At 52.9% G+C, this 15,242-nt stretch carries 15 protein-coding genes; 11 read left to right on the top strand and 4 right to left on the bottom strand.

Annotation, left to right across the window (positions count from 1 at the left end; genetic code table 11):
• Positions 1–28: 28 nt before the first annotated feature.
• Positions 29–670, bottom strand: coding sequence for a tRNA (guanosine(46)-N7)-methyltransferase TrmB (gene trmB / locus ACFOUO_RS09185; protein ID WP_380704435.1), 642 nt, complete (start codon positions 668–670; stop codon positions 29–31).
• Between the two features lie 422 nt (positions 671–1,092).
• On the opposite strand from trmB, the gene ACFOUO_RS09180 reads away from it, so the two are divergent.
• The 8 genes from ACFOUO_RS09180 to ACFOUO_RS09145 all read left to right on the top strand — a co-directional run bounded on the left by ACFOUO_RS09180 (position 1,093) and on the right by ACFOUO_RS09145 (position 9,816).
• Positions 1,093–2,061, top strand: coding sequence for a sugar phosphate isomerase/epimerase family protein (locus ACFOUO_RS09180; RefSeq protein WP_380704433.1), 969 nt, complete (start codon positions 1,093–1,095; stop codon positions 2,059–2,061).
• Positions 2,062–2,095: 34 nt separating this feature from the next.
• Positions 2,096–3,148 carry a Gfo/Idh/MocA family protein gene (locus ACFOUO_RS09175; RefSeq protein ID WP_380704431.1) on the top strand — a complete coding sequence of 351 codons (1,053 nt, stop codon included), beginning with the start codon at positions 2,096–2,098 and terminating at the stop codon, positions 3,146–3,148.
• 18 nt (positions 3,149–3,166) lie between these two features.
• Positions 3,167–4,225 (top strand): Gfo/Idh/MocA family protein, encoded by a 1,059-nt coding sequence (locus ACFOUO_RS09170; protein ID WP_380704429.1) that lies wholly within the window; start codon positions 3,167–3,169, stop codon positions 4,223–4,225.
• Between the two features lie 92 nt (positions 4,226–4,317).
• Positions 4,318–5,589 (top strand): ABC transporter substrate-binding protein, encoded by a 1,272-nt coding sequence (locus tag ACFOUO_RS09165; RefSeq protein ID WP_380704427.1) that lies wholly within the window; start codon positions 4,318–4,320, stop codon positions 5,587–5,589.
• A 211-nt stretch (positions 5,590–5,800) separates the two neighbouring features.
• Entirely contained in the window at positions 5,801–7,105 is a 1,305-nt protein-coding gene (locus ACFOUO_RS09160) for an ABC transporter permease subunit (RefSeq protein ID WP_380704425.1), read from the top strand.
• Between the two features lie 37 nt (positions 7,106–7,142).
• Positions 7,143–7,967 (top strand): carbohydrate ABC transporter permease, encoded by an 825-nt coding sequence (locus tag ACFOUO_RS09155; protein ID WP_380704423.1) that lies wholly within the window; start codon positions 7,143–7,145, stop codon positions 7,965–7,967.
• 39 nt (positions 7,968–8,006) lie between these two features.
• Complete coding sequence (locus tag ACFOUO_RS09150; protein ID WP_380704421.1) at positions 8,007–9,020, top strand: LacI family DNA-binding transcriptional regulator; 1,014 nt, start codon at positions 8,007–8,009, stop codon at positions 9,018–9,020.
• Between the two features lie 310 nt (positions 9,021–9,330).
• The gene (locus ACFOUO_RS09145; RefSeq protein WP_380704419.1) at positions 9,331–9,816 is read left to right on the top strand and encodes a hypothetical protein; all 486 of its coding nucleotides are present in this window, start codon (positions 9,331–9,333) and stop codon (positions 9,814–9,816) included.
• A gap of 90 nt (positions 9,817–9,906) precedes the next feature.
• Here the strand turns inward: ACFOUO_RS09145 and ACFOUO_RS09140 are convergent, their stop codons facing one another.
• Positions 9,907–10,479: a GNAT family N-acetyltransferase gene (locus ACFOUO_RS09140; RefSeq protein ID WP_380704416.1), complete on the bottom strand. Its 573-nt coding sequence runs from the start codon at positions 10,477–10,479 to the stop codon at positions 9,907–9,909.
• Between the two features lie 132 nt (positions 10,480–10,611).
• On the opposite strand from ACFOUO_RS09140, the gene ACFOUO_RS09135 reads away from it, so the two are divergent.
• Positions 10,612–11,799 (top strand): hypothetical protein, encoded by a 1,188-nt coding sequence (locus tag ACFOUO_RS09135; protein WP_380704414.1) that lies wholly within the window; start codon positions 10,612–10,614, stop codon positions 11,797–11,799.
• 14 nt (positions 11,800–11,813) lie between these two features.
• Positions 11,814–12,449 carry a histidine phosphatase family protein gene (locus ACFOUO_RS09130; protein ID WP_380704412.1) on the top strand — a complete coding sequence of 212 codons (636 nt, stop codon included), beginning with the start codon at positions 11,814–11,816 and terminating at the stop codon, positions 12,447–12,449.
• 46 nt (positions 12,450–12,495) lie between these two features.
• Here the strand turns inward: ACFOUO_RS09130 and ACFOUO_RS09125 are convergent, their stop codons facing one another.
• A complete protein-coding gene (locus ACFOUO_RS09125; RefSeq protein WP_380704410.1) occupies positions 12,496–13,395 on the bottom strand; it encodes a metal-dependent hydrolase in 900 nt (299 codons plus the stop codon).
• A gap of 77 nt (positions 13,396–13,472) precedes the next feature.
• On the opposite strand from ACFOUO_RS09125, the gene ACFOUO_RS09120 reads away from it, so the two are divergent.
• Positions 13,473–14,141 (top strand): phosphatase PAP2 family protein, encoded by a 669-nt coding sequence (locus ACFOUO_RS09120; protein ID WP_380704408.1) that lies wholly within the window; start codon positions 13,473–13,475, stop codon positions 14,139–14,141.
• 46 nt (positions 14,142–14,187) lie between these two features.
• On the opposite strand, the gene ACFOUO_RS09115 is transcribed toward ACFOUO_RS09120, so the two are convergent.
• Complete coding sequence (locus ACFOUO_RS09115; RefSeq protein ID WP_380704406.1) at positions 14,188–15,090, bottom strand: diacylglycerol/lipid kinase family protein; 903 nt, start codon at positions 15,088–15,090, stop codon at positions 14,188–14,190.
• Positions 15,091–15,242: the final 152 nt, after the last annotated feature.

Below are 15,242 nucleotides of genomic sequence, written 5' to 3'. Positions count from 1 at the left end.
TGAAATAAAAGTCAATAGGAGAGTCGGCTTACATGTGTCGGGCTCGAAGAAAGTGGATCGGCATACCCTGAGAGGTGAATTTCTCCTCATACTCTGTGGGGATATTCTCTTGGTCAAAGGAACTGTCGTACAGATCTGAGGTGCTGTCTGTCACTTGAAAGCCACCTTTGGCCAATTCCTCCAGAGAAAAGTTGAAAAGGTCTTCATTATCTGTTTTTAGCTGCAGAAAGCCGTCTTTTTTCAGCATACGTCGGTATTGCTCAAGGAAGCGGCGATCGGTAAGCCGCCGTTTGGCATGACGCTTTTTAGGCCAGGGGTCACTAAAATGGAGATGGATGCGGTCTACCTCTCCTTCGGCAAAGACCTCGTCCAGTTTTTTGGCATCGAGCCAAAGGAAACGAAGATTGCCACCACAGCCCGTTTCATCGGCTTTCTGAAGGGCATGGAGGAGGACTTCTTCGATCCGTTCTACACCAATCCAGTTGATTTCCGTATGTTGTTGGCAGGCCCGAGACAGAAACTGCCCTTTGCCGGTGCCTAGTTCCAGGAAAAGGGGGTGGTTATTTCCGAAAAAAGCTTTCCAGTATCCACGGACCCGTTCAGGATCCAGAATCACTCTGGGGTGCTTCCGTACCATCTGTTGGGCTTGGGGCTTGCGTCGCAATCGCATGGTTATCTCCTTCATTGATCGGAATCGGCTTCGCTGGGTGCTTTCGCCCATCCTAATTATAGCTGCAGAGGCAAGGGAGAAACAAAGCCCTCACTGGGGGGCGATTTTGCACCGGTATCCCAATTTTCAGGAGAGAAGGGAACTCTTGAGAGGCCTTGGGATATTCCTCTTTTTACCCCCTTGTGCAAACGGTTGCATTATCGTACAATCAGGAAAACCTCCCTCGATATGAAATGGAAGATAATTCAGTCTTGCGCTGGGAGGCAAAATTGCCTATCCTCATAGATAGGAAAACGTTTTCCTTGTCTTCAGAAAAAATGCATTCAAAATTGGTTGAAGATTCCTTTCCTTTGCAGTGCTACTTCTCTCCTGCCGTTGAATTGAAAGCGGATTCACATCCATATTCCAAGGAGGTCACGGTATTGAAACTCGGTGTATTTACGGTCCTTTTCTCCGAAAAGTCATTTGAAGATATGCTGGATTATGTGAAGGAGGCAGGGCTGGAAGCCGTAGAGTTGGGCACCGGCAATTACCCAGGCAATGCCCACTGTGATCCGGATAGGCTGCTCTCTGACAAGGGGCGCTTACAAGCCTTCAAAAAAGCGGTGGAAGACCGGGGACTGAGTATCAGTGGTCTTTCTTGCCACGGTAACCCCCTGACCCCGGATAGGGATTTCGCCAAGCGCTCCCATGAAACCTTTGTCAAGACCGTGGAGCTGGCTGAAAGGTTGGAAGTCCCCGTTGTCAATTGCTTCTCCGGTACGCCAGGAGACCATGAAGGGGCTCAGTATCCCAGTTGGCCCATCTCACCCTGGCCTCATGAATATCGGGAAGTGTTAGAGTGGCAATGGACAGAAAAGATCATTCCCTACTGGAAAGAGTGGGGCCGGTTTGCCGCCGACCATCATGTGAAAGTAGCGCTAGAGCTACACGGAGGATTTTCCGTTCACACTCCGGCCACTATGCTTCGCTTGCGAGAGGAAGTAGGGGAAGTGATGGGGGCCAACCTGGACCCGAGTCACCTGTGGTGGCAGGGGATCGACCCGGTAGCAGCGATCAAGATCCTGGGGAAAGTAGGGGCCATCCACCATTTCCACGCTAAGGATACTTATATTGATCCGGACAACGTCAATATGCACGGTCTCACTGATGCCCAATCCTACGCCAATATGCAGGATCGGGCCTGGCTCTTCCGTACAGTCGGGTACGGCCACGACATGAAGACGTGGACCGATATGATCAGTGCGTTGCGATTGGTCGGTTACGACTATGTGGTCAGTATCGAACACGAAGACGCTCTGATGTCCGTGGAAGAGGGCTTCCAAAAAGCCGTTCGGAACCTTTCTTCCATCATCACCAAGGAGAAGCTGACCGACATGTGGTGGGTCTGACCCGCCAATCATCCCCATGCAGGAGGGAACGAGCATGACTCAAATCAAAGTGGGCGTGATCGGATGCGGCAGTATCGCTATCCACCGTCATATCCCTGAATACGCCAACAACCCCCATGTTGAACTGGTCGCTTTCTGTGACACCGATCGAGAACGAGCGACCGCAGCGGCGATGGAATACGGTGGCCGTGTATTCACGGATTACGAAGAGCTGTGCAAATTGGAGGAGCTGGATGCAGTCAGCGTCTGTACCCCGAACGCCTACCACGCCCCAATTTCCATCGCGGCGGCCCGGGCTGGTAAACATGTCTTATGCGAAAAGCCGATGGCCACCTCTCGGGAGGAGGCGGAGGAGATGATTCGGGCGGCGAGAGAATCGGGTGTGAAGCTGATGATCGGTCATAACCAGCGCTTGATGCCGCCTCATGTGAAAGCTAAGGAAATCTTGTCGACGGGTACCCTGGGCCGGGTTCTCACCTTCCGAACCGCTTTTGGCCACGGGGGGCCCGAGGGTTGGAGTGTCGAAGGGCCGGGCGGTTGGTTTTTTCAAAAAGAAAAAGCTTTTATCGGGGCGATGGGAGACCTGGGAGTCCATAAGACCGACCTGGTTCGCTGGTTGTTGGACGACGAAGTAGTCGAAGTGAGTGCTTTCGTCGGTACCCTTCAGAAAGAAGGGACGGATGTGGACGACAACGCCCTTCTCCTCCTAAAAACGGGGAAGGGGGCTATCGGAACCCTTGCCGCCAGCTGGACCCATCAACCAGGAGAGGACAATAGTACGATTCTCTACTGTGAGAAAGGTCTGATGCGGATCGGAGAAGATCCCCAAGATCAAGTGATTGTACAGAGGACCGACGGCAGCGTCGAAAAATATCAGGTGGGGGGGATTGCCACTAATGAGGCAGGCAGCCAGACAGACTCTGGTGTGATCGCAGCTTTCATCGACGCCATCCTCCGTGATGTGGATCCTCTCATTCCAGGAGAAGAGGGGATGCGATCCCTCGACGTCATCTTGGCAGCTCTGGAAGCATCGGTAGAAAAACGTGTCGTCCCAGTTGGTTCTGCTGCCGGAGTCCAGCCGGAATGATCGGAGGAAAAGCAAAGGATGGATAAGCCCATACGGAATATCGGGATCATCGGGGCCGGGGGAATCTCCGAAGCCCACCTACAGGCGGCAGCTTTGGAACCCCGTGTTCGGGTGAAGGCCATTGCCGACCTTGACAAAAAGCTGGCCCAGGGACGGGGGGCCCCTTATGGAGTGAAGGCGTTTTACACCGACTATCGGGATATGCTCGCCGATGAGACGATCGACGCCGTCATCCTTTGCCTTCCCAATTTTCTGCATAAAGAAGCGGCGTTTGCCGCCCTGGATGCGGACAAGCACGTCCTGTGTGAGAAGCCCCTGGCTATGAACAGCCGCGAGGCAAAAGAGATGGCTGACAAGGCACAGAGAGCGGGCCGCTTGTTGATGCCCGCTCAGAACAATCGTTTCCATGGCGATACGCTGCTTTTGAAACGTTTGGTTGAAGAGGGAAAGTTGGGAGCGCTCTACCATGCCAAAACCGGTTGGGTGAGACGGTCGGGAATTCCTGGTTGGGGGAGCTGGTTTACCAGCCGGGAGAAGGCCGGCGGTGGTCCTCTGATTGATGTGGGGGTTCATATGCTCGATCTCACTCTGTGGTTGATGGGCTTTCCCCGTCCGGTTTCCGTTTTTGGGCAGACTTATGACCGGTTTGGTCCCCGGAAAAAGGGGCTGTCTTCCTGGGGAACTCCCAACCTTGAGGGGAGCTACGACGTCGAAGATCTGGCTGTCGCTATGATTCGATTTGAAAACGGAGCCAGTCTTTCCCTGGATGCCAGTTGGGCTTCCCATATCCGGGAAGAGCGGACCTTTGTCGACTTATACGGGGAGGATGGAGGCGCTTCGCTGGATTTCCGTCAACATCAACTCGTCCTTTATCACGAAGAGGCTGGGGTTCCGTCGGATTCCATCCTGCATCCTCCCAAGCAAAACGAGCGGTTGCTTCTGATTCGCAATTTCCTCGATGCGGCGGAGGACCGGTCTGAGGCGGTTTGCCGCCCGGAACACGGAATCGATGTCCTCCGCGTACTGGACGCGATTTACGAGTCCTCCCGCACAGGGAGCTTGGTTACCCTGAATTAATCATGGAGGGGGGTGGCTACCGAAAATTTCGAACATAAAGGATTGTCGTCCGTCATGTGTTTCTCCCATCCCATACGAGGAGGAAGGATCCAATGAAAACCTGGAAAAAGTGGTTATCGATCGGCGTGGCGTCTTCCATGATATTGACCCTGGCAGCCTGTGGGCAGGGCGGAGATGAGCAGGGAGGAGAAGGAGACAAGGTCACTCTGACCTATGCACGGGGGAAGGATACAAGCAAAGGTACAACCAAACTGATCGAAGCATTTGAGAAGAAACACCCGAATATCAAGGTGAAGCTCAAGGAGATGCCCTCAGATACCGGCCAAAGCCATGACCAATACGTGACGATGTTTAGTGCCAAATCCGACGAAGTGGACGTCTTTGACATGGACGTGATCTGGCCAGCGGAATTTGCCCAAGCGGGTTACATTCTACCCCTGGACCGTTTTATTCAGAAAGACGGCATCAAGATGGATCAGTATGTGGAAGGGGCCGTTGATGCGGGCAACTACAACGGGAAACAATGGGCAATGCCCAAATTCATGGACGCGGGCCTCTTATACTACCGAAAAGACCTGGTGAAGGAGCCGCCCAAAACTTGGGATGAATTGACCGAGCAGGCGGCTGACTTGAAGGGCAAGAAAGGGACAAAGTTCGGGTATGTAATGCAGGGCAAACAGTATGAAGGACTAGTCTGTAACTTTATTGAGTTCATCGGTGCCTACGGTGGACAGGTGTTGAATAAGCAAGGTAAAGTGGCCATCGACAGTGAAGGCTCCATCAAGGGTCTGAAGAAGATGGTAGAGATTGCGAAATCCGACTATGTGCCAGGGAACCTAACTGCTATCACTGAAGTGGAAACGGATGCCATCTATGGGGAGGGACAAGCTGTCTTCGACCGCCAGTGGCCTTACCACTACGCAAAGATGAATGAAGAGGGATCTAAAGTGAAAGGTAAAGTGGGTGTTTCTTCCCTTCCGGCTGGGGAAAAAGGCACCGCCGCTACCTTGGGAGGATGGATGGCCGGGATCAACAAAAACTCCAAGCATAAAAAAGAAGCCTGGGAATTCGTCAAGTTTATGACTGGAGCAGAAGGGCAGAAAATCTCCGCCGTCGATGGCGGCCTGGCCCCCACCTACCTCCCTCTTTATAAGGATAGCGATGTCAAAAAAGCCAACCCCTTGTTCAAAAAAGACGAATATGTGAAAGGGATCGCAGCGGCTATTTCCCGTCCGGTTTCTCCGGAGTACCCCAAGATCTCCGATACGATCCAGGTAGAAGTCTCCAAGGCGCTGGCGGGCAAGCAATCTCCAAAAGAAGCTATCAAAAAGATGGACAAGAAGTTGAAAGAAATTATTCAGTAACGACTCGCGAAGGGGAAACTGACAAAATTTTCGGGGAAGGACCGCCCATCTTCCCGAAGGGGATAAAAGCACGGCAAGAAAAGAAACATCCGATAAAAGGATGGAAGAAAGGTTCTATCTGACCGGTATGGGGCCGCGGTTCATCGAGCCGGGGCCTTTTTCTCCTCATGGGGGAAGGCTGTTCATTCCAACGCGAAAAGTGGTGAAATGTGTGAGAAGAGGAAACAAGAACGGGCTTTCCGATAGGAAAACGGGTTACCTTCTCGTTTTACCCGCATTGTTGCTCATCCTTGTTATCGCGATTTATCCTGTGGCCCGTTCCTTTTTTATCAGCATGTACGATATCCGGCTAAACGATCCCACCAAGCAGGAAGCTTACTCTAGTTACGGGATCAACCTGGAACTCTATGCGCAAAACGCCCCTCTCTTGGCATCTGCCTTCGAAGAGGAAATCGGAAAAGCGAAGGGGACGACCCAGGAGGAACTGACCCACCTTAGGGATCAGGTACAGGAAGTCACTGCTGCCCTCGAGAGCGACCCCGACTTGAAAAAGAACTACGATCAGGTGGATGAGATCCTGCTGGAAGGTGAGGCGATTCCTGAAGCGATCAAAATCGTCGACGTGGATGAAGAGAAAGCCCGTTCCGCTTCCGAAAAGCTTGTGAAGGTCAAAAATCGGCTGACCAATCTCGATAAAGCAGGGAAGCTGGCTCACCCCAAAAAGGTGATCGGACTGACCAGAGGGACATTGGACTCCTTTATTGAACCCAACTTCATCGGACTGAAATACTATACGCAGTATTTCAACGATAACCGCATGTGGTCCTCCCTGAACAATACCTTTATTTTCACCTTCGTCTCTGTCACCCTGGAACTGATTTTCGGCCTCTGGATCGCGATGGTTATCAACCGAGAGTTCTTTGGACGCGGGGCGGTTCGGGCGGCCGTCCTGATTCCCTGGGCGTTGCCGACAGCGGTGGCCGCTCTCATGTGGAAATTTCTCTTTGACGGTCAAAATGGGATTCTGGCGATGATCTTCGAGAAGGTCGGATTGATATCCAATATGGGGACGCTTTTGACCACGCCGTTTTGGTCGATGTTTGCTGTCATCTTTGCTGATGTTTGGAAAACCACTCCCTTTATGGCGCTCTTGATCCTCGCCGGTCTCCAAACGATCCCCCAGAGCCTGTATGAGGCGGCGGAGGTGGATGGAGCCGGTAAGGTACAGCAGTTTATCAAGATCACCTTGCCGATGCTCCGCACAACGATTTTGGTTGCTCTCCTGTTCCGTACCTTGGATGCCTTCCGTGTCTTTGACCTGATCTTTGTGCTGACAGGGGGCGGCCCGGCCAACGCAACTGAGTCGATTTCCATGTATGCTTACAAAGTGATGTTCGCCCAGATGAATTTCGGCGCCGGATCCGCCCTGTCGGTGATCGTATTTCTCTGTGTCGCTGCAATCAGTATCCTGTTTGTCAAACTGCTCGGACGTGACCTGATCAGTGATAAAAACTGAGACACTGGACACTTCCTGTGAGGAGAGGTGAAACCAAATGTCCAAGAAAGCAGGCCCGTTATTTTACATCTTTTTGACCGGCTTCCTGATCGTCGTCTTGTTCCCCTTTCTCTGGCAGTTCGTGACGGCTTTAAAGCCGCCGGGGGAGCTCTTCGGGGATAGTGCGTTCAAACTGCCGCAAAACCCCACTTTTGAAAACTTCGAAAAGGTATTTACTCAGCGGCCTTTCGTCACATACCTCGTCAACAGCACTATCGTCGCCGGCGCTACTACCCTCTACTCTGTCTTTATCGCGGCGATTGCCGCCTACGCTATCGCCCGCCTGAAATTTCGCGGGAAAAGCATCATCTTGGGTGTGGTATTGGCGGTATCGATGTTCCCGCAGATCGCCACAATCTCTCCGATCTTTCTATTTATGCAGACCTTTGGGTTGACCAACACGTATCTGGGCCTGATCATCCCCTATACCACCTTTGCTCTGCCATTAGCCCTATGGAATCTAACCACCTTTTTCCGAAAAATCCCTTTCGACTTGGAAGAGGCGGCTAAGATGGATGGGGCATCCACGATGCAGGCCTTCTGGAAGGTGATCCTTCCATTAGCGGTACCGGGGACCTTTACCACAGCGATTCTCGTCTTTATCGCCTCTTTTAACGAATTTCTTTTTGCGCTTACGATTAACACCGAAGAATCGATGCGGACGGTACCGGTGGGAATTGCTCTCTTTCGGGGGCAGTACAGCATTCCCTGGGCAGAGATCGCTGCGGCATCCGTCATCGTCACCATCCCGCTGGTGATCATGGTCCTCATCTTCCAGCGGCGGATCGTGGCTGGGTTGACTTCCGGGGCAGTGAAGGAATAAAAACGGGCTCTGTGGAAAGAGAAACGCAGGTGATAATCCATGATCGTGACGATTCGTGACGTGGCAAAACGTGCAGGGGTCTCCATTGCCACGGTCTCCCGGGTTCTTAATAAGTCGAAACCTGTCAGCGACGAGTTGAAGAAGCGGATAATGGACGCAGTAGAGGAGACCGGATACCTGCCCAATGCCGTTGCCCGCAGCATGATTCAAAAACGGACGGGATTGTTCGGTGTGATCATTCCCGAGATTTTCAACCCCTATTTTTCCGGTCTTGTTGAAGGAATCGAATCAGTATCCAAAGAGTTTCAGTATCACCTGATGTTATCTGTCTCAGAGAAAGATCCGGAGAGGGAGAAGGAACTTCTGCAGATTTATCGCTCCCGACAGATGGAAGGGATCATTCTGGCAGCGGCTCGACTTGAGGAAGACCAGAAAGAGATCCTCGCCCGTCTGGGAATCCCCTGTGTCGTGATCGGTCAGCGGGTGAAGGGGTTGAAAGCCCCCTCTGTCGTGATCAACAACTGGAAAGCCGCCTTTGAAGCGACGGATTATCTGATTCAACTGGGCCATCGCAGAATCGGCATGATCGGCGGTCCCTTTTGGGATGTGGCTTCTGGACAAGAACGTTACCAAGGCTTTCGGGACGCCCTTGCCAGCCGGGCTCTCCCTTGCAGAGAGGAATGGGTGTCGGAAGGAGAAGGGTTTCTTGTGGAGGATGGGTATAAGGGGATGGAAATCCTCCATTCAGCCCCGGAGCTTCCCACTGCCGTTTTCTGTGCCTGTGACCGGATTGCGGTTGGAGCCATCCGCTACTTGGAAGGCCAGGGGTTACAGGTGCCGGAGGATGTCTCCGTGATCGGTTTCGATGATGAGGAGTTGGCCTCGATTATACACCCTCGCCTGACCACGATCCGACATTCCCCCTTTGAGATGGGGCGCCGTGCCGCAACCCTTTTGACAGAGATGCTCCATGGGAATCAATCGTTACAGACTGCGGAAACCTTGGAACATTCGCTGATTGTCCGTGAGAGCACAATCCCCCTTTCTTCCTAAGGGACGTGAACCGGTACAAAAGCAGATTGAGCATCTATGAGGTTATTGACAAACCCCGGAGCAGGAGTGAAGAGCCGGATTTCCGAGTCCGCGCCAGATGTTCCTCCCGCAGATGTGGGGGGATGTCTGCTCTGCTCCCTCCGGAGTGCAGTAGGACTTTGTCAGCAGTCTCATCCAATCTGTTTTTGTTCGTTCAAAACCCTTCTGTCCGTCCTTGGTTCTTCTCCGGTATAATGGGAGGGCATCAAGTCTTTAGGCGGGGCCGTATCTATGTTCGCGCCCCTTTGTGGAAGAGAAGGAGGAACTCCTCATGAATGGAAGGAAAGCGCTGGTACTCCTGGTGGCGGCTGGCCTCTTGTTGTTGTCTGCCTGTACCCCTCAGCCCAGCCTTGAAGAAGATCTCAATGCCGCTGTTAAAAAAGTGAAAGAAGGGGCCGACGGGGGGCAGGGGAATGGCCTGATCCGCATGAATTATGTCGCGGGTAACTTTTCTTGGGACAAGTTGTATATTTTCGGCCCTTATTCCACGGCAAAGTCGATCAACGAAAGTCTCGGATTTAAGTGGGAGGAAGCGGGCGATGTCATCCGGGACCTGAAGGGTGACGAAGGGCTGAATCTGCTGGTTTTTGTCCAAGGAGATGAGGTGGTCCGCCATGTCAAACACAAGCGAAAAAATGGCGACTTTCTCCCTGTCACCACCCCGCTCACACCTGATACTGCCGTCTTCCTGGCTGACAAAAACAAAGACGGCTGGTGGGTGTTCCGCCCCGTTGGATCCGGAAGTCCAGGGGAGTAAACGATCCCCCAAGCGTCAGGGTATGGAGATCTCACTAGAAGGAATTCAGCAAAAAAAGGTTCCTGGCAGGGCGCAGGAACCTTTTTGCGTTTAGGATTTTCTATTGACGGTCGAAGGAATCGTTTCTTCCCATTCCTTGTGCAACAGGCTGTAGATAAGATGGTCGACAAATTGTCCCTGGCGGAAACCGGCCTCACGAAGGGTTCCTTCCCAAGTGAACCCAGCTCGGAGGGCAACGGCTTGGCTTGGACGGTTGTCCGCCTCACAGCGAATTTCAATTCGGTTGGCCCCGCGTTCCTGAAACAGCCAGTTGGCGGTGCAAAGGACGGCCCGCGTCATCAGTCCGCGACCGCTGTGACACTCCCCCAACCAGTATCCGATTTCAGCCGTCCGGGTATGGGAATCGAAGCGCTCCACGGTAACGGAACCGGCCAACACCCCACTGGACCAAATGCCGAAATGGGCCTGACTACCGGAGGCGAAAGCAGCGAGGGAGCGGAGGATGTATGCTTCCATCTGCTCAGAAGTTCGGATCTTCACCATCCAATCCAGCCAGCGCTCAAGGAGAGGCCGGTTTTCTTCCAACAAACGGAATAGGGGACGAGCGTGTTCCTGCTTAAACAGGATAAGGCAAAGATCTTCACCGGCAGTCAGCGTCAACATGGATCGTCGGGTTCCTTCCTTTTTCCCTAGGATGCAGCGGTACCAGAGGCGCTATGCGCGAAGATGTGGTTGGCCGGTCTAGCCTGAATCCGGTAAGATAAGAAGAGGATAACAGACGAGAAGGGGCATGGGATGGCGAAAAAATGGAACGTTTTTTTATGTGGTATGCTGACTCTCACCCTAGCCGCCTGTCAGCCGGAGGATCGCAGCCATGCATCGGAGAGAGAGAACGGTGAGAAAAAATCTTCCTCCTTCCATCCATACCAGGAAGTGGTCGTTCCGCGGCTGAAGGAGTTGGTGTCCACTAAAGGATTCCGAAAATACGTTTCCAAAGCACCCTACATACTGGGTGCCAGTTATGATGGCACTTATCTGGCAACCGTGGTCTATGAGAAAAAAGCAGGAGCGTACCGAATCGGCGTTTATCATACAGAAGAAAACCGTCTGGAAGAGGCCGTTTACGCTCCCGTATCTGAACGGATTAGCGGCGAAAAAGGAAAGAGGGAATCGGACGACGCTGAGGAGATGCTTCGGTTGAGTCAGGAAACCTTGGACCTGGGCTATCGGATCAAAGTCCCCCTCCATCCACAGAAGAGTTCCTTAAAAAGAAGCGTTGCCGGAGATAAGGATGGGAAGTGGCAGTTGGTCTTGGATCATCAGGAGAAAGGGGTCTCTCTGACGGTAAAAGGAAAAAGGGATCGTTGGCATGTTTGGCAAACCCCTCTCGAAGAAGGAGAACGAATAGGGGCTGGTTGGCTGTTGACGGAGTTGCCCGGCTCCCAAGGCCGTTGGACGGCTGTCGCTTATGCTAAGAGGCAGGACGGCGAGGTGATTCCCCTGGTTCATACGGTGGACCGATCCACCCTGGCTCCGTCCTGGTCCGAATCGCATTTGCGGGATCAGACGGAGCGTCTTTTGGGTCCCCATGCTCGTATCGTTTACTGGGGTAATTCGACTTCTCGAGGACCGGATAGTTTGTTGGCCGTGCGAGGAGAATCGGATGTGCTCCAAACCCGAGACGGAACCCCTTATCGTGGAACCGTCAGCCGCTTTATCCTCTTTGACGGGAAAGGGAAGGTTTGGTTCAGAGGAAACAGCGCGGGGCTTGTACGGGATGAGAAGGTATTGGTCGACCCAGGAATCCCCCGGGGAAAAGAATTGCGGTACCGAGTCATCCTTTCATGCCGAGAGAGCGGAGACGGCCAGGAGGAGCGGATCTTGACGGTCGATCAGTTGGACGGCAGGGATCAGCTTATACGAACTTATGAATTGGCTTGGGATCCCGACGATCAACGATTTCACTTGATATCTGAGAAATGAGAGGAGTCGACCCGATGGAAACCCACATCTATCTCATTCGCCATGGAGAAACCGCATGGAATAAGGAAAAGAGAGTACAAGGGCACAAGGATATGCCGCTCTCCTCAGCAGGAGAAGAACAGGCCCGCCGGCTGGGTCAACGGTTTTCAAAGCAGGAGATCTCAGCTGTTTATTCCAGCGATCTGACCCGGGCAGTCCAAACCGCGGAGTATGTTGCTGGAGACCGAACTCTTATCGTAGGCCGGATGGTTGAGTTTCGTGAACGATACATGGGTGACTGGGAAGGTCTTCTGATCGCTGAAGTGAAAAAGCGTCATCCCGGCGAATGGGAAGAAGTCTGGCACCGGGGAGGCAAATACGGAGTAGAGAGTACGGAAGAGGTTAAAGATCGGATGATCGCTAAGTTACAGAGGCTGATAGTGAGACATCCTGGTGAACGGATCGTTGTCGTCAGCCACGGGGGGGCCATCAACGGCGTCTTGGAGGAGGTGAGTGAGGGTGTCCACGGTCCGGGTCGGACCCGGATTCGTAATACCGCCGTCTCTCATCTGGTTTTCCAGCCAAAACACGGCTGGCATGTAAAACAAGTCAATTGTGCCGCTCACTTGGAAGCCCCTCCGGCAGAACCCCATCCGTCTGAACCACTGTAAAAAGCCCGGAGCCATCGAGGCTCCGGACTTTTTCTTTTGATGGGCATTATCTTTCTTCCCCTTTTCCCACGTTTTTCTTGGAGACTTCCACCACGGTAGACAAGAGTGAAGGCTGGACTTTACGAAAACGGGGGTCATAGATGGTAACCCGGTAGGCTTCCGCTGTTTCCTCGATCGCTGTTCCATAGGAAGGGAGGAAACGGACGAGTGCTCGGGCCTCTTTATCTTTTAGGGCCTCCTTTACCACCGGATGGTGCTGGTTTTTTGCTTCTCCCGTTTTTTTAAGGGGAGTAAAGACAGACCCCTTGTAAAAATGGAATTCATCCCCTTTGTGGGCGACCATGCGGAATCGAGTGGGGATCGCGTCAGCGGAAACAGTTACCCTGTCATAATCACCGATCAGCTGATGGTGCAGTACCCAAGCCTGGCCTGCCTGAGAAGCCATATAAAGAAAGAGGAAGACCCATAAGGTCCGGAAGACCCGTGGTCCGGGGTATTTTCTCCGCAATAGAAAAAAGAGCAAAAAGGCCGAAAGGATGACGATGTCTACGATGAAAAGAAATCCGAGGGAATATCTGTCGCTGTGGAGGGGCTCCAAGAGGCCAGTCCCCCACGTGTTGAACCAGTCGGTGAAGATGTGGAGGAAAACGCCGCACAGAGCTAGGGGATAAGCTGTCCTTAAACGGATCGAACGATTGAAGAGCCAGACGATACCCACAGCTAGAAGGGCCATAACCGGAGCGAAGAGGAGAGAATGGGTAAATCCTCGATGCCAGGTAAGGTAAACGGCTTGGCCCATAAAGGTGGTAAAACCTTCGATGTCGGGTATTTCTCCCCCGACGATTGCTGCGGTGGCATATCCCCACCGCTCTTTTTTCGTCCAACGGCGATTGTCCCGGGCAGCATAGACGGCATAGCCCAGCAGACCGTGGGTGAGATTGTCCACCTGCTTACAACTCCTTCTCTCAGGGTAGAGTGGAAAAAAGACTAAAGGGAGGCTCGAAATAAAGGATGGTTGGAAGAATGAAAAAATGGTGGCCACTTCTGATCGGTATGGTGCTCATGACCAGTCTTACCCTGACCTTTGTAGACGGGTTTCTGGAAATTGCGGAGGAGGTCACCGAACGGGAGAGCAGGGTGGTGGACCAAAGCCTGATCCAATGGACGGCAACTTTGCATACCCCGGCTTTGACAGGGTTGATGAAAGGGGTGACGGAGTTGGGTTCTGTCTGGTGGTTGACAGCCGGTACTGTGGTGACGGTTGTGTTTTTGCTTCAGAGGCGGAAAATCCGCTACGCCATGGTCGTCATGGTAGGGATGGCCGGTACTGCGGCTATGAACATGGTTCTGAAAAACGCCTATGCCCGGGCGCGTCCTGAAGAAAATCCGATGGTGCAAGTCGATGGCTACAGTTTTCCCAGCGGCCATGCGATGGGCTCGATAGCTTTCTACGGATTATTATGGTACCTGACAGTCAAGAGCCGGTTAGCTCCGCGGATCAAAGGAGTGCTTTCCGTAGGCTGGGTGTTGCTGATCCTGCTGATCGGTTGGAGCCGAATCTATCTGGGCGTCCACTATCCGACCGATGTGGCTGCCGGGTATATGGCAGGGGCGATCATGGTCTTTCAGAGCATCGCCGTCAGCGAGGGGTATCGCCATTATAAAAGAAAGCGGGAAAAAAGGGCCCTGTAAAAGAGAGACCCTTTGTGACCATCTGGTGGCAAAGGGTCCTTTTAGCTTAAGGATTTGGAGGCATTTGACCGACAACCATCGTCAGGTGATTCCGCAGGGCGGTCAGTTCCACCGGGGTGAATTCACCTTTCTCTCCGTCACAGTCGATCTCCTGTGGCGGGGAAGCGGTAATGGAGACCGATGCAGCGTGGGAATAGAGGAGGTTTTCGCTCTCCGGCCACTCCTTGGTCATATTGGAGACCAGCATGGACCAGGCCCCTTCCAAGGTGGCCTCCTTGACGATCAGGAGGTCGAAATGTCCGTCATCCAACCGGCTTTGCGGGAAAAATCCCTGCACCCCTCCGATGAAGGAACCATTGCCTACCACCATCATAGCGGCTTTCCCGTCGAAAAGGGGTCCTTCTTCCGTCTCCACTTTCAAATGGAAGGGACGAGCTTCCCAAAGATTTTGGATTGCGCTGAAATAATAGGCCAGCCTACCTAATCGCTGCTTGTCCTGGCTCGTGATATCCAGGGATACCTGCGTGATGAGACCGATCCCCCAAAAGTTGAGGAAATAACGTCCCTGACTGCTGCAACCCACATCCACAACCTTGGTACGCATGGCAAGAATCTGATCAAGGGCGTCCAACGGCTCTTGGGAAAGGCCCAAAGCCCGTGAAAAATCATTGCAGGTGCCACCTGGCAGGATGGCGAATACGGGCCGTTTTTCCAGGGCGGAGACAGCGTTGACTAGCTCGTGAACGGTTCCGTCTCCGCCGGCAGCGATGATCAAGTCGGTGTCGGTGCCGATCTCTTTCACACGTGCGGCTCCATCTCCCGGTTTTGTGGTCTGGTATACGCGCACGTCTTCGATATGTTCCTGCAATCGTTCGGTGATGGTGTCAAGAAGATCTAACAGCTGCCCTTTTCCGGCAGCCGGGTTCATAATTAATTCGACCCGTTTCATGAACGCCCTTCCTTTCTCCGGGTAATAGTTGATATTCAACATGTGGATAGGGTCCCTTTTCCCTAAAAAAAATGACAAGGAACCGGATACGACGCACCTACGTAACAGAAAAGGCTCGTACTTTTACCTGCCGGACGGGTTTTCCTCCAAGT

The organism is Salinithrix halophila (genome assembly GCF_042650125.1).
GTDB lineage: Bacteria > Bacillota > Bacilli > Thermoactinomycetales > DSM-45169 > Salinithrix > Salinithrix halophila.
The sequence above is the reverse complement of the archived record's forward strand: the minus strand, read 5'-3'. Positions and strand labels throughout refer to the sequence as shown.

Bases quoted from the DNA above. Each gene is read 5' to 3' on its own strand.
- trmB (WP_380704435.1), bottom strand. From the start codon at position 670: ATGCGATTGCGACGCAAGCCCCAAGCCCAACAGATGGTACGGAAGCAC.
- ACFOUO_RS09165 (WP_380704427.1), top strand. From the start codon at position 4,318: ATGAAAACCTGGAAAAAGTGGTTATCGATCGGCGTGGCGTCTTCCATG.
- ACFOUO_RS09175 (WP_380704431.1), top strand. From the start codon at position 2,096: ATGACTCAAATCAAAGTGGGCGTGATCGGATGCGGCAGTATCGCTATC.
- ACFOUO_RS09170 (WP_380704429.1), top strand. From the start codon at position 3,167: ATGGATAAGCCCATACGGAATATCGGGATCATCGGGGCCGGGGGAATC.
- ACFOUO_RS09140 (WP_380704416.1), bottom strand. From the start codon at position 10,479: ATGTTGACGCTGACTGCCGGTGAAGATCTTTGCCTTATCCTGTTTAAG.
- ACFOUO_RS09120 (WP_380704408.1), top strand. From the start codon at position 13,473: ATGAAAAAATGGTGGCCACTTCTGATCGGTATGGTGCTCATGACCAGT.
- ACFOUO_RS09135 (WP_380704414.1), top strand. From the start codon at position 10,612: ATGGCGAAAAAATGGAACGTTTTTTTATGTGGTATGCTGACTCTCACC.
- ACFOUO_RS09130 (WP_380704412.1), top strand. From the start codon at position 11,814: ATGGAAACCCACATCTATCTCATTCGCCATGGAGAAACCGCATGGAAT.
- ACFOUO_RS09145 (WP_380704419.1), top strand. From the start codon at position 9,331: ATGAATGGAAGGAAAGCGCTGGTACTCCTGGTGGCGGCTGGCCTCTTG.
- ACFOUO_RS09155 (WP_380704423.1), top strand. From the start codon at position 7,143: ATGTCCAAGAAAGCAGGCCCGTTATTTTACATCTTTTTGACCGGCTTC.
- ACFOUO_RS09115 (WP_380704406.1), bottom strand. From the start codon at position 15,090: ATGAAACGGGTCGAATTAATTATGAACCCGGCTGCCGGAAAAGGGCAG.
- ACFOUO_RS09150 (WP_380704421.1), top strand. From the start codon at position 8,007: ATGATCGTGACGATTCGTGACGTGGCAAAACGTGCAGGGGTCTCCATT.